Origin of the sequence: Streptomyces sp. NPDC059142 (assembly GCF_042755665.1) — a bacterium.
Classification (GTDB): domain Bacteria; phylum Actinomycetota; class Actinomycetes; order Streptomycetales; family Streptomycetaceae; genus Streptomyces.
The window spans coordinates 1,480-24,550 of the sequence record NZ_JBHZDA010000107.1; the positions used below are offsets into that span (position 1 = coordinate 1,480).

General features: G+C 71.1%; 16 protein-coding genes, 2 tRNA genes and 2 pseudogenes. 11 read left to right on the plus strand and 9 right to left on the minus strand.

Going from position 1 to position 23,071, the window contains the following annotated elements:
- Window positions 1-2,016, minus strand: a 2,016-nt coding sequence (locus ACFXPK_RS28150; RefSeq protein ID WP_385079827.1) for a tetratricopeptide repeat protein, incomplete at its 3' end; no start/stop codon positions are given.
- Between the two features lie 124 nt (window positions 2,017-2,140).
- On the opposite strand from ACFXPK_RS28150, the gene ACFXPK_RS28155 reads away from it, so the two are divergent.
- The 4 genes and pseudogenes from ACFXPK_RS28155 to ACFXPK_RS28170 all read left to right on the plus strand — a co-directional run bounded on the left by ACFXPK_RS28155 (window position 2,141) and on the right by ACFXPK_RS28170 (window position 4,640).
- Window positions 2,141-2,338 carry a hypothetical protein gene (locus tag ACFXPK_RS28155; protein WP_385079830.1) on the plus strand — a complete coding sequence of 66 codons (198 nt, stop codon included), beginning with the start codon at window positions 2,141-2,143 and terminating at the stop codon, window positions 2,336-2,338.
- A 244-nt stretch (window positions 2,339-2,582) separates the two neighbouring features.
- Window positions 2,583-3,049 (plus strand): annotated as a pseudogene (locus ACFXPK_RS28160) (NUDIX hydrolase); the annotation flags it as partial.
- Between the two features lie 21 nt (window positions 3,050-3,070).
- Window positions 3,071-3,583 (plus strand): annotated as a pseudogene (locus ACFXPK_RS28165) (radical SAM protein); the annotation flags it as partial.
- Between the two features lie 190 nt (window positions 3,584-3,773).
- Window positions 3,774-4,640 carry a GNAT family N-acetyltransferase gene (locus tag ACFXPK_RS28170; RefSeq protein ID WP_385079833.1) on the plus strand — a complete coding sequence of 289 codons (867 nt, stop codon included), beginning with the start codon at window positions 3,774-3,776 and terminating at the stop codon, window positions 4,638-4,640.
- Between the two features lie 391 nt (window positions 4,641-5,031).
- On the opposite strand, the gene ACFXPK_RS28175 is transcribed toward ACFXPK_RS28170, so the two are convergent.
- Together ACFXPK_RS28175 and ACFXPK_RS28180 are read right to left on the minus strand one after the other, a co-directional pair.
- Window positions 5,032-5,104, minus strand: a tRNA-Arg gene (locus ACFXPK_RS28175).
- A gap of 182 nt (window positions 5,105-5,286) precedes the next feature.
- Window positions 5,287-5,377, minus strand: a tRNA-Ser gene (locus ACFXPK_RS28180).
- Between the two features lie 211 nt (window positions 5,378-5,588).
- Here ACFXPK_RS28180 and ACFXPK_RS28185 point away from each other — a divergent pair.
- Window positions 5,589-6,062 (plus strand): SSI family serine proteinase inhibitor, encoded by a 474-nt coding sequence (locus ACFXPK_RS28185; RefSeq protein ID WP_384998889.1) that lies wholly within the window; start codon window positions 5,589-5,591, stop codon window positions 6,060-6,062.
- Between the two features lie 173 nt (window positions 6,063-6,235).
- Window positions 6,236-10,633 carry a PAS domain-containing protein gene (locus ACFXPK_RS28190; RefSeq protein ID WP_385079837.1) on the plus strand — a complete coding sequence of 1,466 codons (4,398 nt, stop codon included), beginning with the start codon at window positions 6,236-6,238 and terminating at the stop codon, window positions 10,631-10,633.
- A 55-nt stretch (window positions 10,634-10,688) separates the two neighbouring features.
- On the opposite strand, the gene ACFXPK_RS28195 is transcribed toward ACFXPK_RS28190, so the two are convergent.
- The 3 genes from ACFXPK_RS28195 to ACFXPK_RS28205 all read right to left on the minus strand — a co-directional run bounded on the left by ACFXPK_RS28195 (window position 10,689) and on the right by ACFXPK_RS28205 (window position 13,905).
- A complete protein-coding gene (locus ACFXPK_RS28195; protein WP_385079839.1) occupies window positions 10,689-12,371 on the minus strand; it encodes a long-chain fatty acid--CoA ligase in 1,683 nt (560 codons plus the stop codon).
- A 234-nt stretch (window positions 12,372-12,605) separates the two neighbouring features.
- Window positions 12,606-13,199 carry a SigE family RNA polymerase sigma factor gene (locus tag ACFXPK_RS28200; protein WP_384996846.1) on the minus strand — a complete coding sequence of 198 codons (594 nt, stop codon included), beginning with the start codon at window positions 13,197-13,199 and terminating at the stop codon, window positions 12,606-12,608.
- Window positions 13,200-13,590: 391 nt separating this feature from the next.
- Window positions 13,591-13,905, minus strand: a complete 315-nt coding sequence (locus tag ACFXPK_RS28205; RefSeq protein WP_385005398.1) for a hypothetical protein — start codon at window positions 13,903-13,905, stop codon at window positions 13,591-13,593.
- Between the two features lie 393 nt (window positions 13,906-14,298).
- On the opposite strand from ACFXPK_RS28205, the gene ACFXPK_RS28210 reads away from it, so the two are divergent.
- Both ACFXPK_RS28210 and ACFXPK_RS28215 read left to right on the plus strand, forming a co-directional pair.
- Entirely contained in the window at window positions 14,299-15,255 is a 957-nt protein-coding gene (locus tag ACFXPK_RS28210) for a bifunctional DNA primase/polymerase (RefSeq protein ID WP_385079842.1), read from the plus strand.
- A 198-nt stretch (window positions 15,256-15,453) separates the two neighbouring features.
- Complete coding sequence (locus tag ACFXPK_RS28215; protein WP_385079854.1) at window positions 15,454-16,425, plus strand: D-alanyl-D-alanine carboxypeptidase family protein; 972 nt, start codon at window positions 15,454-15,456, stop codon at window positions 16,423-16,425.
- An 84-nt stretch (window positions 16,426-16,509) separates the two neighbouring features.
- Here the strand turns inward: ACFXPK_RS28215 and ACFXPK_RS28220 are convergent, their stop codons facing one another.
- Genes ACFXPK_RS28220 through pdhA form a run of 3 tightly spaced genes read right to left on the minus strand, consistent with a single transcriptional unit; the run spans window position 16,510 to window position 20,191 of the window.
- Window positions 16,510-17,946 carry a dihydrolipoamide acetyltransferase family protein gene (locus ACFXPK_RS28220; protein ID WP_385079844.1) on the minus strand — a complete coding sequence of 479 codons (1,437 nt, stop codon included), beginning with the start codon at window positions 17,944-17,946 and terminating at the stop codon, window positions 16,510-16,512.
- A gap of 14 nt (window positions 17,947-17,960) precedes the next feature.
- Complete coding sequence (locus ACFXPK_RS28225; RefSeq protein WP_385079847.1) at window positions 17,961-18,944, minus strand: alpha-ketoacid dehydrogenase subunit beta; 984 nt, start codon at window positions 18,942-18,944, stop codon at window positions 17,961-17,963.
- A gap of 2 nt (window positions 18,945-18,946) precedes the next feature.
- Complete coding sequence (gene pdhA, locus ACFXPK_RS28230) at window positions 18,947-20,191, minus strand: pyruvate dehydrogenase (acetyl-transferring) E1 component subunit alpha (protein ID WP_385079850.1); 1,245 nt, start codon at window positions 20,189-20,191, stop codon at window positions 18,947-18,949.
- 323 nt (window positions 20,192-20,514) lie between these two features.
- On the opposite strand from pdhA, the gene ACFXPK_RS28235 reads away from it, so the two are divergent.
- The 3 genes from ACFXPK_RS28235 to ACFXPK_RS28245 all read left to right on the plus strand — a co-directional run bounded on the left by ACFXPK_RS28235 (window position 20,515) and on the right by ACFXPK_RS28245 (window position 22,900).
- On the plus strand, window positions 20,515-21,174 hold the full coding sequence (locus tag ACFXPK_RS28235) for a response regulator (RefSeq protein WP_385005408.1): 660 nt from the start codon (window positions 20,515-20,517) through the stop codon (window positions 21,172-21,174).
- Window positions 21,175-21,304: 130 nt separating this feature from the next.
- Window positions 21,305-21,721 carry a pyridoxamine 5'-phosphate oxidase family protein gene (locus ACFXPK_RS28240; RefSeq protein WP_385005410.1) on the plus strand — a complete coding sequence of 139 codons (417 nt, stop codon included), beginning with the start codon at window positions 21,305-21,307 and terminating at the stop codon, window positions 21,719-21,721.
- Window positions 21,722-21,862: 141 nt separating this feature from the next.
- Window positions 21,863-22,900 carry a phosphotransferase gene (locus tag ACFXPK_RS28245; protein ID WP_385079857.1) on the plus strand — a complete coding sequence of 346 codons (1,038 nt, stop codon included), beginning with the start codon at window positions 21,863-21,865 and terminating at the stop codon, window positions 22,898-22,900.
- The last annotated feature ends 171 nt before the right edge of the window (window positions 22,901-23,071 follow it).

A 23,071-nucleotide genomic window follows, 5' to 3' on the forward strand; every position in this document is an offset into this window, starting at 1 on the left:
AGCATCGGCGGCCTGTCGCGCCAGAGCTTCTGCTTTCTGCCGCTGTCCCGCCTCCTCCTGCAGGAGCGCCAAAGCACCCAGAGACTTAGTGTGCCCGGCGTCAGCAGCCTGCCGAAGAAGTTCCTCAGCACTCGTCACATCCCCGGATTGCATCCGCAACTGCGCCAGATGGTGCATAGCCCCAGGATGGCCAGCGTCAGCAAAATGTCGCGCGAGGGCTTCTGCGCCTTTCCGGTCGCCTGCCTTGTCCCGGCGCTCCACCAACAATCGCAGGGCCTTAGGGTATCCAGCATCGGCGGCCTGTCGCGCCAGAGCTTCTGCTTTCTGCCGCTGTCCCGCCTCCTCCTGCAGGAGCGCCAAAGCACCCAGAGACTTAGTGTGCCCGGCGTCAGCAGCCTGCCGAAGAAGTTCCTCAGCACTCGTCACATCCCCGGATTGCATCCGAGCGATTCCCGATTCAAATAGGACGTCCGAGGTGGTGGCTGCACGTTCTTCTTGAGCAAGTTTTTTGTTGCCTCTATGAAATGCAGAAACAGGAAACCCAAAATTGATGGCACGATGATATAGGTGATGAGCCCACTGAAGTCGGTGCCGAGCTGCTGCAGCCTCGGATAGCTTGTTGAGGTCATCGAGACGGGCGAGGTGGGTGTAGGCCGCACTCCAAAACGACGCCGGGGGACACAAGCGGCGTCGGGTAATTCGACCGTGCTGTTCAAGATAGTCCGCAAGCCGGACCACTGAACCAACTTCCGCCTCTATGACGAGTGGAGGTCGGCTGCCAGGCGGACGACGCTTTGGGCGGGGACCCGCAGGGCGGACGGGCGCATGCTTGCCGTGAACCGGCTCCGCAAGTTCGGCAAACGCCTGTTGTTCCCAGTCGACGATTTGCTGAATGGAGTCATAGTCATCGTCGCTGAGGTAGTCAATCGCGGCATCAGTAAGGAACTTCTGTGGCAAGTGGAGGCCGACGCCAAGCCGGCGGGCGTCCATCGCTGCATCCAACACAGCCTTAGCGGATGGACTGGCGGTTCGATAGCGATCGAGGAGTTGCGGGGCCCCCGCGAGGTCTTGCGCTATCCGCCCGCTGTTCCGCGCTCGGGTGAGGGCGTCGGCCAACAGCGAGTCCCCTGCCTCCGCGAGCGCGATCGCGTCCTGCAGCGCCTTTTCATCGAAAGAATCCGGCACCGTGACCAGCCGACCGGCAAGAATCTCCCGCACCCGGCTGTGCGGATCCGGAGATCCGGGGGCTGGAGGGGCTGTATACCGGCGCGCGTACTCAGGCCACAGTGTGCTCAAAACTAGAACTGGGCCGCGCGCGGGGGTGGTGAGCAGCGCATGGATGGCGGCTGCGATCTGCTCTCCTTGGATGGGGTCGCCAAGATAATGCTGGGCCTCGTTCAGCCACACGACAGTCCTAGGTCCCACCCGGGCAAGTGCATCATGCGCAGCTTCCACCCGTGTCGGGTTGAACGGATGCCACAGCCGCCACTCCTTCGCCGCCAGTGGCTGCACGGCCTCCCAACATGCTCGTGTCTTGCCTGTCGAGGATGCGCCGACAAGCACCATCATCTGGCTGTGGCCACCCATAGCCGCGCTGACGGCATCTGACAGCCTCCGGTCGTGGGCCCGAGGGACGTAGCTGGAGAGCGCAGGCACTTGGCTGTGGTCGGTTCCAGGCCCGGCCGGATGGACTTCCAGGTCGTGCGCGTTCCAGTCTCGGATCGGCTTGCCCAACACATCGCCTGTCCCTCGAGAAACAGACGATTCCCTAGCAGCTGTGCGGCGCAGCTCCAGTAGTTCGGTCTCTGGCAGACCCAGTGCTAGAGCAAGAGCCGCGATGGTGTCGGGGGACGGCACTGGTGCCTTTGTGTTGAACGCTTCCTGAACCGTCGTGCGACCCAGGTTTGTTCGGGCTGCGAGCTGGGTCTTTGTCAGGCGAGCGAGGGCCAACCCGTCATCCAACCGATTACGCAGCTCAATGAGCGCCGCGTCGCGCTCCTGGCTTTGGTCCCCCACCTGCGCTGCCCTTTCGATCTGCGTGTCCGACGATGTTCATCATCCACCGCCTGAACCACGGCGAACATCTCTTTCGCGACCTTCGGACACGTCAACGCCCCTCTTTCCTACTGGAGATGCTGTCATGTCCAGCCTTCTCATCCTGCTGATCGCTGTCACACTGATCCTCATTTTTGCCTTGCTGACCGCCGCCGGCGCAGGCAAACTCGCCCGCCTCGACGGCGCCTCATATCCCGCTGCTCTGACCCGGGCCGCCGTCGCCTTCGCCGGCACGCTGACACTCGTGGCCGCCATCACTGCCGCACTGTCGGCCGTACTATGAAAACTCGCGTGCCCTGCGGAGGCGCACAGAGGAACGAACCTCTGGATCTCCGTGACCGGGCCTGTTCGGCCGGACCGCAAACGGAATCCGCACCGCCATCGGGTGCTCGTTTCGCGCGCATCTCTATGCTGCCCCGCTTCCGCACCACAGGGCTATCTCGTCAAGCTGACATGAAACGGCCGAACCTGCTTCCCCGTCCGGGCCGGTCTGAGATCCTGGAGACCGATCAAGAGGGGCCGCAGGTATGGAGTGGAAGACCCACAGTGAGCGACTGATCTACACCAACAAGTGGGCGAATCTGTGGTGGACATTCAGGCACTTGGCCGTGGCCGCCGTGGTCAATGATCACCAAGAGGTCCTGATGATGTGGCGGCACCGCTTCATCACCGACTCCTGGGCCTGGGAGTTACCCATGGCTCTGGTCGAGGAGGGGGAGCCCCCCGAGGAACGGGGGCACGCGAAGTCTTGGAGGAGACAGGCTGGCGCCCTGGCCTTATCAAGCCCTTTATCTACGCCGAGCCGGCCAACGGGATCACCGACTCGCAACATCACGTCTTCCGCGCGGATGGCGCAACCTATGCTGGTCCGCCAACGGAGAAGAACGAGTCCGACCGCATCAAGTGGATCCCCCTCAGTGAGGTGCGCGGGATAATCGTGAGCAGGGGATCGCTCTTCGGGCTGCTGTACCTCCTCATGGCCGAAGCGATACGCTCATCGGTCCTGGCAGGCCGGATGATGCTCACCATCTCCACCAACGGCTCGCTGCTCTGGCGGCCCGATCTCCTCAAGCTCTTCCGCGACTGCCCGCCCTACCGCCTGGTCGTCAGCATGTACGGGGCGAGCGAGGAGTCCTTCGACACGCTCACCCAGCGCCGTGGCGCGTGGAAGGCGTTCCGGCGCGGCACGGACGCCGCACGTGAGGCGGGTCTTCCTCTGCGCATCAACGTCGTGGTGACCGAGGACAACGCCTCCGAGGCCGACGAGATGGCCGCCCTCGCCGACGAGTGGAACGTCGAGAACCACGCGTACACGAACATGACGCCCACGATCTACGGCGGCGGTGAGCCGCTGCTCGCCCAGTTCGCCGCTCACCTGCGACAGCGCAAGCCGTTCGCCGGCTGCAACGCAGGACACACGTTCTTCCACGCCGACCCGCACGCCGAGGTCTCGATCTGCAAGGTCGGCCGCGACGACCAGATCGACCTCATGACCGAAGGCATCGACGGTCTCACCCGGCTCGGCGCCCCGCCCGTCACGACCCCGTCAATCACCGCCGTCCAGGACCTCGACATGATCGTGGAGAGCGCGGAGTGCTCTTGCGACGCCGGTGACGACAACCCCCACTGACCGACCTGAACCAGTCAACTCCGTTCAGCCCTCGGCGTACTCGCGTCGGGGGCTGAGCCCAGGTCGGCCAGCCGTTAGGGTGCCGCTCATGTTCTTCCGCTGGGACTGGCTCCAACCCTTGCTGACCGCTCCGATCGTGCCGACTCTCGGTCCCGTGCATCCCGATGCCCTGACCGTCGAGATCTTCGAGGACACCCTGCGAGCAGCCGTCACCGGAGACTTCCTCCCCTACGACAAGGACCGGCGTTGGAGCGACGAGAAGGACGAGCGAGTGCTCCGCGAGGACGTGGTGCACCAGCCCGGGCACACCCTGATCCCCACCGTGACCCGGCGCGGACGTGGCACCGTCAGGGTCTTCGCCTACGGTCTCGGCGACAGCGCCGTGGACGAGGCCGCCGAGCTCGCGATGAAACTCACCACCGTGCACGGCGCAGCCGACGCCCGGGTCGTACGCCCTCTCGGCGCCGACACCGCACACCCGCGCGGCACCCGCATCCACCTCAAGGACTTCACCGTCGGCCCCTGTCCCGACCCTGGCGGTCCCGTTCGCCCCGTCACCGACTGGCCCAGCGCCGTGCGGAAGACCTTCTCCCCATTCGCCGAAGCCACGGCCCGCGACGGCCTGGCCTTCCTCCACACCCAGATGCAGGCCGACCGGTGCGGACCCGTCCTCGCCGCCACCGTTGCGGACCGCATCGTGGGCGCGATCGGCCCCATGGAAGTACGCCCCGACGCGACCGACCGCCCCCAGCTCATGCCCCAGTACTTCGCCGTCCTGCCCAAAGCCAGGGGCCAAGGCCTGGGCCGCCTCCTGTGGCAGACCGCGATGCACTGGGGCCAGTCCCACGGCGCCGCCTACCAACTCCTCCAAACCGAGGTGAACGGCCCCTCCGACAAGCTGTGCCAGTCCGAAGGACTCACCTCCCTCGGCTTCACCCACACCCTGCGCGCATAACCCCGGACGTCGCCCGCATTGAGGGCGCAACCAACTCAGTACCTCTACGGCCCCTCCTGAACTGCTACTTGTGCCCCGACCTTGCGTTGGTGGAGGCGCGAATTGCCCCTCAGCCGGCCCAGCAACTCAGGCAGGCTTCGCCCCGCCCGGGAAGGTGAACAAGTGGCCCTGGACCTGCCCGAGGCGGGCCCTGGCCCAAACAAAGGACCGCCGCGCCGAGCGCGGCCGGTGTCCACGATCAGCTTCGGCTCGTCGAAACAGGCGAGCCCTTCGGGCCTGCTCCTGGGCGGCCGTGACGAGTGCCCGGCCCCCTGGGACGGTTGCCGTCGAACACTGCCGCCAAGGAAAAGGCGAGAGGCCCCGGAGTGATCCGGGGCCTCTCGCTCTGCTGTGCACTCGGCAGGATTCGAACCTGCAACCTTCTGATCCGTAGTCAGATGCTCTATCCGTTAAGCTACGAGTGCTTGGCGTTCCGGGCTTTTCTTCCCGGTCGGCGTTGCGAGAACAACATTACATGACCTGCGGCGTCACGTGAAATCCATTCCCCGCACCCCCTCTGACCTGCGGCGATGCCGAAAATCCCGGAAGAGTGTGCGAGAACGGCCGAAGCCCCGGCCGTGGGGCCGGGGCTTCGGTGATCGACACGCGGAGGCGGAGGGATTTGAACCCTCGATGGGCTTTAAGACCCAAACCGCATTAGCAGTGCGGCGCCATAGACCGGACTAGGCGACGCCTCCAGCTCCGGATCGCGCGGGCGCGAAACGGTGCGTGCAGATGATGACACAGCCAGGTGGGGTGTCACCAATCGCTCCTCACGGTACTAGGCAGGTGGGCCGCAGGGCAAAGCACATCTCCGTGCGCAACGCCGGGGGCCGGCGCGCGTTAAGCAGGGGGCCGGGCTTCGGGTCCGGTGTTATCCGTCAGGTCAGGTCACTGTCAGGAGCCCCCATGCCGCGTCTGCGTCTCCTCGTTCTCGGTGTCGCCGTGTCCGCCGCCCTCGCCGGTGCGCCCGCCGTCGCCACCGGCGCCCCGCTCGCCCCCGTACCGCTGCCGCTCTCCGAGGAGGCGTGGCCGCAGAGTCCGGCGGCGCCCGGTGATCAGCTCACCGTCACCGTCACGGACTCCGGGGTCGCCGGGGCGGACGGTACGCGGCGGCTGACCTGCCGGCCCGTCGGCGGGACGCATCTGCGGGCGCGGGCCGCCTGCGACCGGCTGGCGGAGCTGGCCTCCGGGAGCCGGGATCCCTTCGCACCGGTCGGCCGGGAGGCCATGTGCACCATGCAGTACGGCGGGCCCGCCACCGCCCGTGTCACCGGGACCTGGCAGGGCCGTTCCGTCAACGCGTCCTTCGACAAGAAGAACGGCTGCGAGATCTCCCGCTGGCGGGCGCTGGAGCCGGTTCTTCCCGCGAGCGCTGGGTAGGCGTGGTCCGCGGGCGTACGCTCCGGCCGTGGTCGTGGCGAGAGGTAGCCCTCATCCGCCGCCGCCGCGCCTCTCCCAGCCCTTAGACTCCCATCAGTGACAGGCCGGGAGCCGAGAGGCAAGATGGGTGCGGCCGTCCGCAAGGTGCAGTGGTTCAGGGAGGAAGCGTCGTCGTGAGCAGCAGGCCATCCCGAGGCGCTGCTCGCCTCGCGGCGATACTCGACGCACTCCCCGACGGCTTGGTGCTCGTCAACGCCAACGGCACCGTCGTCAACGCCAACACCATCGCCCTGGAGATGTTCGAGACCCCCGGCACGGCGCTGGTCGGCCGGGGGCTGCTCGATCTGCTGCCCGAGTTCGACTCGAAGCTGATCCCCGGATCGATGCGGCGTCCCGCCTCGGCCGACGCCCGCGGCCGTACGAAGCCCACGCGGATGATGGCGCGGCGTACCGACGGCGGTGAGTTCCCCGCCGAGGTGACCAGCGCGAGCCTGGAGGACGGCCGGGACGCGTACAACGACTCGCACAGCTACACCGGCGACGAACTGCTCATGATCGTCGTACGGGATCTGTCGGGGACGATGGACACCGAGGCCGAGCTGGCGCGCTCGCAGCGGCAGACGGAGATGATCCTGCGGGCCGCCTCCGAGGGGGTCGTCGGTACGGATACGGACGGGCGGGTCGTCCTGGTCAACCCGGCCGCCGCGCAGATCCTCGGCCACCGCGCCAGCGATCTCGGCGGCCAGGAGCTGCACCCGCTGATCCTGCACTCGCGCGCGGACGGCGAGCCGTTCCCGTACGAGGAGTCCCCGCTCGCGGACACGCTCCGCTCCGGCCGCAAGCACCGGGTGCGCGGGCAGGTGCTGTGGGCGAAGGGCGGCAAGAAGGTGCCGGTCGATCTGACGACCGCTCCGGTGCGCGACGGCGACCAGCTCGTCGGTGCCGTGATGACCTTCACCGACCGGCGCCCGTACGACGAACTCACCGAGCAGCACGCCGCCGAGCTGGCCGCAGCCGAGGAGCGGCGTACCGCGGAGGTGGCCGAGACCGACGAGCGGCTCACCGCCGAGCTGACGGAGACGACCGACCGGCTCACCGCAGAACTGGCCGCCGCCGAGGAGCGGCACGCGGCCGAGCTGGCCGACCGCAGCGACCGGTACGCGGCCGAGATCGAGGGGCTGACGGAGCGGTACGGGGATGTCGCGGGCCGGCACACCCAGCTCACCGCCGTGCTCGGCGAGGCGCTGCGCGGGCCGCTGGTGGAGCTGCGCGGCGAGCTGACCACCCTCGCCGCCGACCCGGCGGGCCACCTCTGGCCCGAGGCCAACCAGATCCTGCACCATCTCGCCGCCGGGTACGCGCGGATGACGACGCTGGTCGACAACGTGCTCGGCTATCAGCGGCTCGACGCCGGTACGGAACAGCTCACGAAGACGAAGACCCTGCTCGACGGGGTCGTGGCGGCCGGTGTCGAGGGCGCGGTGGAGCTGATCGGTCCCGGCCGGGCGCAGTTCGCGGTGCACGCGCCGCCCATCGAGGCCGAGGTGGACGGCGTACGGCTGGCGACGGCGCTGGCGCATCTGGTCGCGGATGTGGCCGGGGTCGACTCGACGGGCCGTACGAAGGCGATGCCGGCCGGCGGTTACGTCGACTCGACCATCGTGGTGGCCGCCGCGCAGCGCGGTGACGTCGTACGGATCGAGGTGCGCGGGCCGTTCGCCGGGGGCGACGCGGTGCACGAGCCGATCGTGCGCGGGATCGTACGGGCGCACGGCGGGGTCCTCCAGACCCACGAGGTGCCCGGGATGAACGGCAGCGCGTTCGTGCTGGAACTGCCGCTGGGCGAGGGCTCGGGGGCGGTTGTGCCGCCTCCCGCGCACCCCGGCGGTGAGGACACGCAGCACCAGGAGACGCAGCACCAGGCGCCTTCGCCGCACGCGGAGCCGGGGCAGGGTCCCGGGACCTCCGGCGGCGGCAGGCGGCGGGCGCGGCGGGCGACGACGGACGCGTTCCTGGAGTCCCCGGCGGCGGAGGACACCGGCGAGCAGGAGCCCACGGGACGGCGCAGGGCCCGCGCGATCGCTTCCGGCGACGGTGCCGGCGGCGGGGACGGCGCCGGTGCCGGTGACGGTGGGACGAGCGGCGCGGGTATCGGCGGCGGAGACGGTACGGAGGGCGGCGGCGCGGGCGGTACGGGGCGGCGGCGCGGGCGGCCCAGCCCGGCCGAGGACGCGGCTCCCGCGCCCGGGCCCGGTTCCGCCGTCGCGCTGACGGGCGGCGCGCCCGCACCCGCGCCCTCCGAGGGGGCGGTGGTCACCGCTTCCGAGGGGGCGCACCCGACCGGGCGCGCGGCGCTGGGCCAGGCGGTGCCGCCGCAGGGCGTACCGGTCGAGCCGGGCACCGGGCGCCGCGCGCGCCACGGCGGGCAGCGGGCGCTTCCCGCGCTGCCGTCGGGGCCCTCGGGGCCTCCGGCACCCGTCGGTGACGCCGGTGGGGCCGATGCTCAGGCCGCCCAAGGGATCCACGAGGTCCAGGGGGCTCAGGTCGCCCGTGGGGCCCAGGGGGCTCAGGGGGCGCCTGTGGCGCCTCCCGTCGCCGCGCAGCCGCAGCCTGCCGGGCGCCGTGCGCGCCGGGCGCTGGCGCCCGCGCAGGACCGCCGTGTCCCGCCTCCCGCCGAGGCGGAGAGCCCGCGCAGCGCGTTCGCGCTGCCGCCCGCCGAAGCGGACCGCAGGGTTCCGGCGCCCCCGCAGGCCCCCGCCCCCGCCCCGGCGCCCTCCGCGCCCACGCCGCCCCCCGCGCCCGCTCCGGGCGCGGCGCAGCCGGGCCGCCACGACGCCGTGCGTACGGTGCCGGACGAGGACCACACCCCGCCGCAGCCGCACCCCCTGCCCACGGCGGGGCGGCGCCGTGCGCAGCCGGCCCCCGCGCCTGCGCCCCTTCCCGCTCCCGGGCCCATTCCCGCGCCCGCCCCGATGCCCGCCACCGAGGCGGCCGACCCGAACGGCTGGGGCAGCCCCGTACCGGCCGCCCCGGTCGGCGCCTTCCCCCGGCAGAACACCGGCCGGACGGCGGGAGGGGCGACCAACGGGCAGGGCATGCCCACGACTTCCGGCTTCGGGTACATGTCACCGCCGCCGGGCTGGCCCGAGGACCCCGCGCCCGAAGCCGTGCCGGAGGCCGCACCCGGGGCCGCCCCCGGAGCCGCACCCGGGGCCCACGAGCCCGCGCCCCGGCCCGAACCGGCGCCCGTCGCTCCCCAGCCCGCCCCGCAGCCCGCCCCGGCCGCGGCACCGGCCCCCGCGCCCACCGCGTCGGTCTCCGCCTCGGAGCCGTCCGTGGAGTCCTCCGTGCCGCACCCCCGGCGCGGCGCGCACCAGCCGTTGCCGCCCGCGCAGCCCCTGCCGGAGGAGGCCCCCGTACCGGCGGACTCCACCCAGGGCCGTGCCTTCAGCGTGCGCACGCTCGGGCAGGGCGTGCCCTTCGCCCAGCAACTCCCCGCGCAGGGGCAGCAGCCCGGCCAGCAGCAGGGCCAGCAGGCACCCTCCGCCTCCGGGCGGCGCCGCAAGCTCGGCACCCCGCCCGCCGGGACCGAGCACCCCGATCTCACGACGGCCGCCCCGCCGCAGCCCCAGCACCAGACCCTGGGCGGGCGCCTCCCCACCACCCCGGTCCCCGGCGGCGCCACCCAGGGCGGCGGACTGCGCCTGCCCGCCCCCCAGGCCGCGGGCCGCTCGTACGCGATAGGGGCGCCCGACGAGGGCGCCGAGGGGCCCGAGCCGCTGGACGGGCCCGGCGGCGCGATCGAGGTCGCCAACCGGCCGCAGCCGCAGCCCGTCGACGACGAACTCCCGCCCGAGCCGCTCGACAACCCGCGCCGTCTGCTCGTCTGGCCCGCGCCGGACGTGCTGACGCAGCAGGCGCTGAGCGACCGCGGCTACCGGCCGGTCGTCGTGCACTCCCGCGAGGAGGTCGCCGCGCAGATCGCCGCGTTCCCCGCCGCCCTGTTCGTCGACCCGCTGACCGGCCCCATCACACGCACGGCGCTCCAGTCGCTGCGCCAGGCCGCGGTCGCCGCCGAGGTTCCCGTACTGGTGACGGCGGGTCTCGGCCAGGCGACCAGGGAGGCCGCGTACGGCGCCGACCCCGCCGTGCTCCTCAAGGCCCTGGCGCCGCGCGACAGCGAGCAGCACCCCTCGCGCGTGCTGGTGATCGAGGAGCACGAGGAGATCGCGCTCGCCCTGACGGAGACGCTGGAACGGCGCGGCCTCCAGGTCGCGCGGGCCGCGAACGACAACGACGCCGTCACCCTCGCCGCCCAGACCCGGCCGAACCTGGTGGTCATGGATCTGATGCAGGTACGGCGCCGGCGTGCGGGGATCATCGACTGGCTGCGCGCGAACGGCCAGTTGAACCGGACCCCGCTGGTCATATACACCTCCGCCGGTATCGACGAGGCGGAGCTGCCGAGGCTCAGCTCGGGCGAGACCGTGCTCTTCCTCGCCGAGCGCTCCACGAGCACCGAGGTGCAGGACCGGATCGTCGACCTCCTCGCCAAGATCGGGACCAACTGACGCGTCGTGCGCACGGCCGCGGGCACCTCGCCCGCGGCCGGGTGGGAAGCCGGGCCTACAGCCGCGTCACGTCCAGCTCGCCGTCCGCGTACTGCTTGCGGATGACCTTCTTGTCGAACTTCCCGACGCTGGTCTTCGGCACCGCGGGCACCACCGACCACCGCTCGGGCACCTGCCACTTCGCGATCCTCCCGGCGAGGAACTCCTTCAGCTCCGGGTAGCCCGCGCTCGCGCCCTCCCGGAGGACGACCGTCGCGAGCGGCCGCTCGCCCCACTTCTCGTCCGGTACGGCGACGACCGCCGCCTCGGCCACGTCCGGGTGCGCCATCAGCGCGTTCTCCAGCTCCACGCTGGAGATCCACTCGCCGCCCGACTTGATGACGTCCTTCGCGCGGTCGGTGAGCGTGAGATAGCCGTCGGGGCTGATCGTGCCGACGTCACCGGTGCGCAGCCAGCCGTCCTCGCTGAACTTGTCCGCCGGCCGGGACGGCTCGTCGCCCGCGCCGCCGTAGTACGCCCCCGCGACCCACGGTCCGCGTACCTCCAGCTCACCGGCCGACTCTCCGTCCCAGGGCAGGAGGTGGCCGTCGGGCCCGGCGATCCGCGCCTCGACCCCGGCCGGGAAGCGGCCCTGTGTGACGCGGTAGGGCCACTCCTCCTCGGCGGTGAGTCCGGCGGGCGGGTGGGACATCGTGCCGAGCGGTGAGGTCTCCGTCATGCCCCAGGCCTGGCAGAGCCGCACCCCGAGCTTGTCGTACGCCTCCATCAGGGCCGGCGGGCAGGCGGAGCCGCCGATGGTGACACGGGCCAGGGAGGTCAGGTCGCGGGGGCGGTCGGCGACCTCGGCGAGCAGTCCCTGCCAGATGGTGGGGACGGCGGCGGCGTGCGTGGGCCGCTCGCGCTCGATCATCTCGGCGAGCGGGCCCGGCTGGAGGAAACGGTCGGGCATCAGCATGCTGACACCGGTCATGAACGTCGCGTGCGCGAGACCCCACGCGTTCACATGGAACTGCGGCACGACGATCAGCGTGGTGTCCCGGTCCGTCAGCCCCATCGACTCGGCCATGTTGACCTGCATCGAGTGCAGGTAGATGGAGCGGTGGGAGAAGACGACGCCCTTGGGGTCGCCGGTGGTGCCCGAGGTGTAGCACATGGCCGCCCCGGAGCGTTCGTCCAGCTCGGGCCAGTCGAAGGCGTCGAAGGCGGTGGGACGGCCGGCGATCAGTTCCTCGTACGCGTGCACCTGTACGGGCGTCCCGGCCGCCGTGCGCGCCGCCACGGCCTCGTCCAGCGCGGTGCGGTCGCCCGCGCCGGCGACGACGACGTGCTCGACGGTGGGCAGGTGCGCGAGGAGCGGGGAGAGCAGCGGGAGGAGCGAGCCGTTCACGATCACCACGCGGTCGGCGGCGTGATTGACGATCCAGACGAGCTGTTCGGGCGGGAGACGGAGGTTGAGCGTGTGGAGGACGGCGCCCATGGCGGGGACCGCGAAGTACGCCTCGACGTGCTCCGAGTTGTTCCAGAGGAGGGTCGCGACCCGTTCGTCGCCGGTCACGCCGAGTGTGTCCCGCAGGGCGCCCGCGAGCTGGATCGCGCGCCCGCCGACCTCGGCGAAGCTGCGGCGCTGCGGTTCGCTCCCGCCGGTCCAGGTGATGACCTGTGACGCGCCGTGGATCGTCATCCCGTGGTGCAGGATGCGGGTCACAGTCAGCGGTACGTCCTGCATGGTGCTCAGCACGGCGTCCTCCCGGGGGCGTTGGCGTCGCGGCGTCACGCATCGTCACGTTCTCGTCGCGTTCACGCCGCGCTTCTCGTCGCGACGATGTCCGCTGCCGAGATTCTGCGCGCGTACCGCTCGGTATGTCACTACCCCGGACGTCCCGGACCACTCGGATCCACTCCCCTGACAGCACCCCGACACTCCCCTGACAGGCTCCGGACCGTGTCCGTAGGGGAAGCCGGCCGGGCGGCGTCAGCGTGCGGGGGAGAGTTCCGGGTCCTCCCGGAGTTTGCCGAGCGCGCGGGACACGGCGCTCTTGACGGTGCCGATCGAGACGCCGAGGACCTCGGCGGTCTGTGCCTCGCTGAGGTCCTCGTAGTACCGCAGGACCACCATGGCCCGCTGGCGGTCGGGAAGTCTTGTCACCGCGCGCCACATGGCGTCGTGCAGCACCTGCCGCTCGGCGGGGTCGGGCTCCGGGACGCCCGCGGGCTCGGGCAGCTCCTCGCAGGCGAACTCGTCGACCTTGCGCTTGCGCCACTGCGAGGTGCGGGTGTTCAGCAGGGCGCGGCGGACATAGCCGTCCAGGGCCCGGTGGTCCTCGATCCGGTCCCAGGCGACGTACGTCTTGGTGAGCGCCGTCTGGAGCAGGTCCTCCGCGTCGGAGGGGTTGGCGGTGAGCGAGCGCGCGGTACGCAGCAGCACGGGCCCCCGCGCCCGTACGTACGACGAGAACGACGCATAGGGCGGATACGGCGTACGCGTGACGTACGGCGGATGCTGCGCGGCCGACTTGGCGGCCGGCTCGGCGGCTGTGGAAGCGCTCGGGCAGACAGACGTGGTCATGGCTCCACGCTAGGAGCGGGGCCCGCTCCGGGGATCGGCCCCAGGTCCCGAAGCCATGTCCGCCTCAGGGTGTAGGGGTGGGGGTGAAGCCACCTCCTGAAGGTGGAGGAAAGGGCGCGGGGACTGTAGGGGCCGCCTCCGGCACCGGCCCCGCAGCGGGCCCGGCGGACGGGCCACGGCGCTCCCCGTCGGCCGCGTGGCCGCCGCGTACCGGGCGCGTGCCCGCCGCCCGCCGGAAGCGTGCCCACCGCCCGCCAGGGGCGTGCCCACCGCACCCGTTCCGGGCGCGGGCGTCGGGCACGGCGCCGGACATACGGCTGCGCGACGGTGCCGAAGCACCGCCGCGCAGGACGTCGTTCACCCCTCAGTCACGCCCCCCGTCGGGCCGTGTTCACCACCAGAGGTGGGTGAAATTTACCGAGATGTTCTCGTTCGACTGGTCGATCGAGGTGAAGCCCGAGCCCACCACACTCGCGGTGTTGTTCTGGTTGGACGCTCCGTCACCCGTCGCCACCTGCTGCGTGGTCGTCGAGTTGCCGAAGTTGTGACCGCCCACACCGCTGCCGCCGATCGACGCCGCGCTGGCGTTCGATCCGTTGTTGGAGACGGCGCCGTTGTCGGCACTGGCGACACCGGTGAAGAGAGCGGCGGCCAGCGGCAGCGCGGCGACAGCGGCGAAGGTACGGGCGGTACGGAAGCTTGCCATGTCTTTTCCTCCAGGAACCAGAAGTACGGCGGGAAGTGCTCTTCTGACCCGGGCAGTTGGCCGACCGACCCGGTCTTGCTGGCGACGTCGCGACCTCAGAGTTGCCCACCGAATCCCCCCGGAACCACCCCGGAGGACCCGATTCCCTCGCAAGCGTGAGGACAAGTCGATAAACCCTCAATGCGCCCCCAAAGCCCTATCCCGGCCCGCACACCCGGGAACCTCCCGGGAAGGCAGGTACCGGACCCCGCCCGCCCCAAGAGGTGAAGCGTTTCAGCACACCTCCGCGGCCACCCCGTCCCGGTGGCGAAATCGACCGGCGTGACCCCTTTCCGTACCGCCCTCCCGCCCTCCCCCCTTCCTTTCTTCGAACGTCTGTACGAACATGGATCCATGGCCACCACCGTCCGGCACACCGCCACCCTGGCCCTCGCGTACGCCCTGTCCGCTGCCGAGCGCGGGCTCCCCGTCTTCCCCCTGTCCCCCGGCAAGCTCCCCGCCCTGCGCTCCCCGCACCGGGGCGAACCCGAGCCGGTCCTCTGCCGCGGCGAATGCGGACGCCCCGGCCACGGCGTGCACGACGCCACCACCGACCCGGCACGGGTCCGCGCCCTGTTCGCCGCCGCGCCCTGGGCCACCGGGTACGGCATCGCCTGCGGCCGGCCGCCGCACCAGCTCATCGGCATCGACCTCGATGTCGGCCCGGCGGCCGGAGCCGCCGCCTCCGGTCCGGCGCGGGGCCCGCACCGGGATCCGCACCGGGATCCGCACCGGGACCCGCACCGGGACCCGCTGCGCGGCCCGGCGCCGGACTCCGTGGCCGCGCTCCAGCACCTCGCCTTCCAGCACCTCTTCACGCTGCCGGAGACGGTGGTCGTCCTGACGCCCAGCGGCGGCCGGCACCTCTGGCTCACCGGGCCGCCCGGCGCCGTCGTCCCCAACTCCGCCGGCCGGCTCGCGCCCGGTATCGACGTACGCGGCGCGGGCGGCTATCTCGTGGGCCCCGGCTCGGTCACCGCACGCGGCGCCTACCGGCTCGCCCCGGGGTCGGCGGGGCTCGCGCCCGCGCCCTGCCCGCGGGCCCTGCTGCGGCTGCTCACGCCCCCGGCGCGGCCCCGCCACGCGCAGGACCGGCCCGCGCGCGGCCACGGCCTGGTGCAGTTCGTGCTCGCCGCGCACGAGGGGCAGCGCAACACCCGGCTGTTCTGGGCCGCCTGCCGGGCGTACGAGCACGGCTTCGGCGACGCGCTCGCGGCGGAGCTGGTCGACGCGGCGGTCCGCACGGGCCTGGACGAGCACGAGGCGCGCGCCACGATCGCCTCGGCGGCCCGCCTCACCGCCGGCCCGTGAGGTGCACCGGCCCCCCGGCCGGGCGCAGATCGTCTTTTCCGAAATGATTACCTGGATCCGTGCATCTCTCCGGCCCCCTCGTAGGTCTCCTTTCCGGACGCCTCACTGACTTCGGGGCCCAGAGCGGCCTCTTTTCGTTGCATTCCAGATGCACTTGACCGCATTTCACCGCATCCGCGAATTCGGAGTGTTTCCTTGATATCCACCCACCCGGGCGTGCGCAGGTCCGCCGTGATCGCCCTCAGCGCCGGCGCTCTGCTCTCGGTCTCCGCGCTGTCCGCGCCCGCGCAGGCCGCGACCGCCGCCCCCAAGGGCGCCCCGGCGGCGACCGCCGCCGCCGCCGCTCCGACCGTCTCCGCCAAGGGCGCCTTCCTGCTGAACAACACCTCCAGCGCGACGGTGTACAGCAAGGCCGCCGACACCCGGCGTCAGATGGCGAGCACGACGAAGATCATGACGGCCGCCGTGGTGCTCAGCACCAAGGACGTGGACCTCAACCGCAAGGTGACCGTCAAGCAGGCGTACCGCGACTACGTCGTCAAGGAGGGCGCGAGCACCGCCGACCTGCGCACCGGCGACAAGGTCACCGTCCGCCAGTTGCTGTACGGCACGATGCTGCCCTCGGGCTGCGACGCGGCGTACGCCCTCGCGGACACGTACGGCACCGGCTCGACCGTCGCGGCCCGTACGAAGTCGTTCATCGCGAAGATGAACGCGAAGGCCAAGGAACTGAAGCTCACCAACACCAAGTTCGACTCGTTCGACGGCATCTCGGGCGGCGGCAACAACTACACGACGCCGCGCGACCTGGCGAAGATCGCGCAGTACGCCATGAAGAACGCGAACTTCCGCGCGGTCGTCAAGGCCACGTCGTACAAGGCCACGGCCCCGGCCGCGAACGGCGGCACGCGCACGTACACCTGGTACAACACCAACCAGCTCCTCGGCTCCTACAGCGGCGCCATCGGCATCAAGACCGGTACGGGCACCGCCGCCGGCCCCTGCCTGGTGTTCGCGGCCACGCGCGGCAGCAAGACGCTCGTGGGCGTCATCCTGAACGGTTCCGACCGCTACAAGGACGCGGCGAAGATCCTCGACCACGGCTTCGGCGCCTCGACCGCCAAGACGATGAAGCTCCGCACGCTCCCGTCGAACGCACAGCGCGACTAGGACGGATCCGACAGACGCGACCAGGACGTATCGAACAGAAAGGGACGGCCGGGCCTCGCGGTCCGGCCGTCCCTCCGCGGTTCCCTACGCCCAGGTGATCAGGCGCTTCGGCTGCTCCAGGACCGCCCCGATGTCGGCGAGGAACATCGAGCCCAGCGCCCCGTCGATCAGCCGGTGGTCGAAGGAGAGCGCCAGCGTCGTCACCTGACGGGGTACGACCTTCCCCTTGTGGACCCAGGGCTGCGGCTTGATCGAGCCGACCGCGAGGATCGCGGACTCGCCCGGGTTCAGGATCGGCGTACCGGTGTCGACCCCGAAGACGCCGACATTGGTGATGGTCACCGTGCCGCCCTGCATCGCCGCCGGGGTCGTCCGGCCCTCGCGGGCCGTGGTGATCAACTCGCCCAGCGCCTCGGCCAGTCGTGGCAGCGTCTTGTCCTGCGCGTCCTTGATGTTCGGGACGATCAGTCCGCGCGGGGTCGCCGCCGCGATGCCCAGGTTGACGTAGTGCTTGAGCACGATCTCCTGGTTGGCCTCGTCCCACGCCGCGTTGACCTCGGGGTGGCGCTTGAGGGCGACCAGGACCGCCTTGGCGACGAGGAGCAGCGGGCTGACCCGCGCACCCCCCATGTCCTTGTCGGTCTTCAGCTTCTCGACCAGCTTCATCGTGCGCGTCACGTCGACGGTCAGGAACTCCGTGACATGCGGCGCGGTGAAGGCGCTGCCCACCATCGCGGCGGCCGTGGCCTTCCGTACGCCCTTGACGGGGACACGGGTCTCCCGGGCGGTGGCGGAGGACGGCGCCACGGGCGCGGAGACCGGCGCCGGCACAGGAGCCGCGGCCGGAGCCGGGGCCTCGGGCAGCTCCCGTACCGGGGCGGTCGCCGCGTGCACGTCCTCGCGGGTGATGATCCCGTCCGGGCCCGACGGCGTCACCGTCGCCAGGTCCACGCCGAGGTCCTTGGCCAGCTTCCGTACCGGCGGCTTGGCCAGCGGGCGCGCGGGGGACGGCACCGTACCCGTGCCCGCGTGGCCGTTCACCTGCTCGGGCACCGGCGCGGCGGCGGACGCGGACTTCTGCGTGCCGCCCTTGCGCGGCCGGCGCTTCGTCGACGCCTCGGCCACCCCGTACCCGACGAGCACCGGCGTACGGCCGCCGCCCGCGGGCCCGGCCTCCGGCGCCGCCGGGGCCTTCCCAGGAGCGGGAGAGGGAGCCGGAGCGGCGGCGGGGGCCGGCGCGGCCGGTGCCTCACCGCTCCCCGGCGCCACGTCCACCATGATGATGGACGCGCCCACGTCCACCGTGGCGCCCTCCTCGAAGCGCAGCTCCCGCACCACCCCGTCGTACGGGATGGGCAGCTCGACGGCCGCCTTCGCCGTCTCCACCTCGCACACGACCTGGCCGTCCGTGACGGTGTCGCCCGGCTGTACGTACCACTTGAGGATTTCCGCCTCCGTGAGCCCCTCGCCCACGTCGGGCATCTTGAACTCCCGGTACCGGGCGGAGGTTTCAGCAGTCATGGTCACGGCACTCCTCAGTACGCGAGCGAGCGGTCGACGGCGTCGAGCACCCGGTCAAGGCCCGGGAGGTACTCGTCCTCCAGCCGGGCGGGCGGATACGGCGCGTGGTAGCCGCCGACCCGCAGCACGGGGGCCTCCAGGTGGTAGAAGCACCGCTCCGTGATCCGGGCGGCGATCTCCGCGCCCGAGCCGAAGAAGACCGGCGCCTCGTGCACGACGACCAGCCGACGCGTCCGCTCCACCGACGCCTGGACCGTGTCGAAGTCGATCGGGGACATCGACCGGAGATCGACGACCTCCAGCGACTTGCCCTCCTCGGCCGCCGCGGCCGCCGCCTCCAGACAGACCTTCACCATCGGGCCGTACGCCACCAGGGTGAGGTCCGTGCCGTCCCGGACCACCCGCGCCCCGTGGAGCGGGTCGGGAATGGCCTCCGTGTTGACCTCGCCCTTGTCCCAGTAGCGGCGCTTGGGCTCGAAGAAGATCACCGGATCGTCGCTCTGGATGGCCTGCTGCATCATCCAGTACGCGTCCGACGCCGTGGACGGCGAGACGATCTTCAACCCCGCCACATGCGCGAACAGCGCCTCGGGCGACTCGCTGTGGTGCTCGACCGCGCCGATGCCGCCGCCGTACGGGATACGGATCACGACCGGCATCTTGATCTTGCCGAGCGAGCGGGCGTGCAACTTCGCGAGCTGGGTGACGATCTGGTCGTACGCCGGGAAGACGAAGCCGTCGAACTGAATCTCCACCACCGGGCGGTAGCCGCGCAGCGCCAGCCCGATGGCCGTGCCGACGATGCCGGACTCGGCGAGCGGGGTGTCGATGACCCGGCCTTCGCCGAAGTCCTTCTGGAGGCCGTCCGTGACGCGGAAGACGCCGCCGAGCTTGCCGACGTCCTCGCCCATGATCAGGACCTTGGGGTCGGTTTCGAGCGCCTTGCGCAGCGATTCGTTGATCGCCTTCGCGATCGGGAGCTTCTGTACGCCACTCATGATCAGTTGTCCCCCTCGGCGGAACCTGCGGACCCGGAACCCGCGGATCCGGCACCTGCGGATCCGGCACCCGCGGCCCCGGAATCCGCGAACGACGCCTGGTACGCGGCGAACCCGGCCCGCTCCTCGTCCACGAGCGCGTTCCCGTCGGCGTAGACATGGTCGAAGATCGCCATGGAGTCCGGCTGCGGCATCGCCCGTACCACCTCACGTACCCGCTTTCCGAGCGTCTCGCTCTCCGCCTCCAGCTCCGCGAAGAACGCCTCGTCCGCCTGGCCCTCGCGCTCCAGGTACCGGCGCAGCCGCAGGATCGGGTCCTTGGCCTCCCACGCCTCCGTCTCCTCGTCCGCGCGGTACTTCGTCGGATCGTCGGAGGTGGTGTGCGCGCCCATCCGGTACGTGAACGCCTCGACCAGCGTCGGCCCCTCGCCCCGCCGCGCCCGCTCCAGCGCCGACCGGGTGACGGCCAGGCACGCCAGGACGTCGTTGCCGTCGACGCGGACGCCGGGGAAGCCGAACCCCTGCGCGCGCTGGTAGAGCGGCACCCGGGTCTGCTTCTCGGTGGGCTCGGAGATCGCCCACTGGTTGTTCTGGCAGAAGAAGACGACGGGCGCGTTGTAGACGGCCGAGAAGGTGAACGCCTCGGCGACATCGCCCTGGCTGGAGGCGCCGTCCCCGAAGTACGCGACCACGGCGGAGTCCGCGCCGTCCTTGGCGACGCCCATGGCGTAGCCGGTGGCGTGCAGGGTCTGCGAGCCGATGACGATCGTGTAGAGGTGGAAGTTGTTGGTGCTGGGGTCCCAGCCGCCGTGGTTCACACCGCGGAACATGCCGAGCAGATTGGTCGGGTCGACGCCGCGGCACCAGGCGACGCCGTGTTCGCGGTAGGTCGGGAAGACGTAGTCGTCGTCGCGCAGCGCGCGCGCCGAGCCGATCTGCGCGGCCTCCTGGCCCAGCAGCGACGCCCAGAGCCCCAGCTCGCCCTGGCGCTGGAGGGCGGTGGCCTCGGCGTCGAAGCGGCGGGTCAGGACCATGTCCCGGTACAGCCCGCGCAGGGATTCGGGGGTGATGTCGGCGATGAGGGCCGAGTATTCGGGGTGGTCCAGACGCTTGCCCTCGGGGCTGAGCAACTGGACGAGCTGCGGCTCGGAAGCCCGCGGTTTAGCCGTCCTTTTCGCGCTCGCGCGCTTGGTACCGGTACCGCTGCTCCGTCGCGGTGTGCGAGCGGCAGTGCTTTCCACGGTCACGTGCGTGCTCCTCCGTCTGTCCGGCCCCCGGGATCCGCCGGGAACCAGTGCGGCTCGCCTGTACCGCCGGACGCACGGGGTGGGTGCGACCAGATCGGGACAGACGTGACAGGTGCCCCGGCGAGCGCCCTGTCACAGGCACGTTACCCAGTGGGCAGCATTACTGCGAAACCCCATCTGACCTGCCATTTTGCTTGGATTTCCAAGTAAATCGGCAAAGTCCGGAACAACCACTGGTCACAGCCTCGCAGGCCGCCGGAACAACGGCACGTTATCCCGCTGATCTGCGGCAGGGAAGGGGTGAGTGTGTGAGACTGAATTCTGTGCACGAAGAAGGAAAAATCAGGGTATTCCTGCTTGATGACCATGAAGTCGTCCGCCGCGGTGTCTTCGAACTTCTGTCGGTCGAGGACGACATCGAGGTGGTCGGCGAGGCGGGCACGGCGGCCGACGCGATCGCCCGTATCCCCGCCACGCGCCCGGACGTGGCGGTGCTGGACGTACGGCTCCCGGACGGCAGTGGCGTGGAGGTCTGCCGGGAGGTCAGGTCCCGGGACGAGTCGGTCAAGTGCCTGATGCTGACGTCGTTCGCGGACGACGAGGCGCTCTTCGACGCGATCATGGCGGGCGCCTCGGGGTACGTGCTGAAGGCGATCCGGGGGAACGAACTGCTCACGGCCGTAAGGGATGTGGCGGCGGGCCGCTCGCTGCTCGACCCGGTGGCGACGGCGCAGGTGCTGGAGCGGCTGCGGACGGGCAACGGCCCGAAGGCGGACGACAAGCTGTCCGGCCTCACCGACCAGGAGCGCAGGATCCTGGACCTGATCGGGGAGGGGATGACCAACCGGGCGATCGGCGAGCAGCTCCATCTCGCCGAGAAGACGATCAAGAACTATGTCTCCAGCCTGCTCTCCAAGCTGGGGATGGAGCGCCGCTCGCAGGCGGCGGCGTACGTGGCCAGACTCCAGGCCGAGAAGCGCTGACGCGGCCCCCGTACCGCCGGCACCCCGCCTCCGTACCGCGGCCCAGCAGGTCCTAATCGGGACCAACGTCCTGTGGTTGAGGGGCCGTCTCCCCTGGTGGCGGGGGCCTCGGTGACGGAGGGTGGACGCCATGTCCACCGAGGAGATCCGCGCCATCGAACTGCTCAACCGCGTGCCGTACGGGCGCGTGGCGACGAGCATGCGGGCCATGCCGTTCGTGGCACCCGCCCGCCATGTGGTGACGGAGGGCTCGGTCCTGTTGAGGATGCACGCGGGGCACGGATACCACCGGGCGTGCGGCGGCGGGATCGTGGCGTACGGGGCGGACAACTACGGCAGCGACGCGGAGGACCACTGGTCCGTCCAGTTCACCGGGACGGCCGAGTTGATCGAGCCGACGCCCTCGGAAATCGAAATGTTTGGCGCCGGACCTCACCATGTGGACGGCGAACCGTTCGATCCGGTCTATATGCGCCTTACACCCCAGTTCGTAACCGTACACACACTCGACCACAGCGACGAGCGACGGAGTCAACACGCTGCGTGATCTAACATCTGACAAGTGCCGCGCTCATATGAACTCGCTGCGCCTGCCGCGACCGCCGTCATCCCCCGGCCCGCCGCCGCTCGTGCCAGCCACACCGCTCCGCCCGCTACCGCCCTCCTTTCCGCCCCCCGCACCACCCCCCTGACCGCCCCTGTACCCACCCCCCGCACCGGCGCTCCCCACCCCCCGGCGCCGCCCGTACGGCTGCTGCTGCGCCGCTACCGGAACACGGGCGATCCCCTGTCGTGCGAGCCCGTCGCCCAAGGGCTCCTCAACCGGGGCTACCGGCTCCGCACCACCCGCGGCACGTACTTCCTCAAGCACCACCTCGACGGCGACCACGAGGCCATCGCCCACCAGCACCGCGCCACCCAGCGGCTCCAGGCGCTCGGCGTGCCCGTCGCACCGCCCGTCGAGAGCACGGACGGGGACACCGTCACCGTCATCGGCGGGCGGTGCTACGCGCTGCACCCCTGGGTCGAGGGCAGCCACCGCGACGGCGCGCAGCTCACGGCGCGCGCCTCACGGCGTCTGGGGGGGCTCCTCGGGCTCGTACACACCTGTCTGGAGCGGGTGATGGAGCCGGATCCCGCGGCCCTCGCCTATCTCAGCCCGGACCCCGCCGACACCTTCGCGCTCATCGACGAACTCCTCGCCCTGGCGCGCGGCCGGGCCCGCCACGAGGTCTTCGACACCCTGGCCGAGCACCGGCTCCTGGAGCGCAGGGAGCTGCTGGAGCGGCACGCGCACCGCCGCCCGCCGCCCGGCACCGAACCCGCGACGGGGTGGGTGCACGGGGACTTCCACCCGCTGAACCTGCTCTACCGGGGCGCGGAGCCGGCCGCGATCATCGACTGGGACCGGCTCGGCGTCCAGCCGCGCGCCGAGGAGGCCGTACGGGCCGCGGCGATCTTCTTCGTCCGGCCGACGGGGGAGCTGGAGCTGACCAAGGTACGGGCGTACGCGCGGGCCTACCGCCGGGCGGCCGGGGCGAGCGCCTCCGAGCTGGCCGCGGCGGTCCACCGGGTCTGGTGGGAGCGGCTCAACGACTTCTGGATACTGCGGTGGCGCTACATGCTGGACGACCGGAGGGCCGACCCGCTGTTCGCCGCGGTGTCGGCCCTCGCGGTGTGGTGGACGCGGGAGTACGAGGCGGTGCGCGAGGCGTTCGCCGGCTGACCACCGCCGGGGCGGGTCCCGAGGCGGGCGCGCAGGCCGGCCGGAAGGCGGACGCGACATGGGCCGGCCGCCGGGCCGATCTCGGCGCGGGAAAGACCTTTTACCGGGAGATGTGCGGCTGGGACTTCATGAGCGCGGGTCCGGATTACGGCGGATACACGATGTCCACCC

Excerpts from the sequence above, each read along its gene's own strand:
- ACFXPK_RS28155 (WP_385079830.1), top strand. The coding sequence starts at position 2,141 with ATGTCCAGCCTTCTCATCCTGCTGATCGCTGTCACACTGATCCTCATT.
- ACFXPK_RS28170 (WP_385079833.1), top strand. The coding sequence starts at position 3,774 with ATGTTCTTCCGCTGGGACTGGCTCCAACCCTTGCTGACCGCTCCGATC.
- ACFXPK_RS28185 (WP_384998889.1), top strand. The coding sequence starts at position 5,589 with ATGCCGCGTCTGCGTCTCCTCGTTCTCGGTGTCGCCGTGTCCGCCGCC.
- ACFXPK_RS28200 (WP_384996846.1), bottom strand. The coding sequence starts at position 13,199 with ATGACCACGTCTGTCTGCCCGAGCGCTTCCACAGCCGCCGAGCCGGCC.
- ACFXPK_RS28205 (WP_385005398.1), bottom strand. The coding sequence starts at position 13,905 with ATGGCAAGCTTCCGTACCGCCCGTACCTTCGCCGCTGTCGCCGCGCTG.
- ACFXPK_RS28210 (WP_385079842.1), top strand. The coding sequence starts at position 14,299 with ATGGCCACCACCGTCCGGCACACCGCCACCCTGGCCCTCGCGTACGCC.
- ACFXPK_RS28220 (WP_385079844.1), bottom strand. The coding sequence starts at position 17,946 with ATGACTGCTGAAACCTCCGCCCGGTACCGGGAGTTCAAGATGCCCGAC.
- ACFXPK_RS28225 (WP_385079847.1), bottom strand. The coding sequence starts at position 18,944 with ATGAGTGGCGTACAGAAGCTCCCGATCGCGAAGGCGATCAACGAATCG.
- ACFXPK_RS28240 (WP_385005410.1), top strand. The coding sequence starts at position 21,305 with ATGTCCACCGAGGAGATCCGCGCCATCGAACTGCTCAACCGCGTGCCG.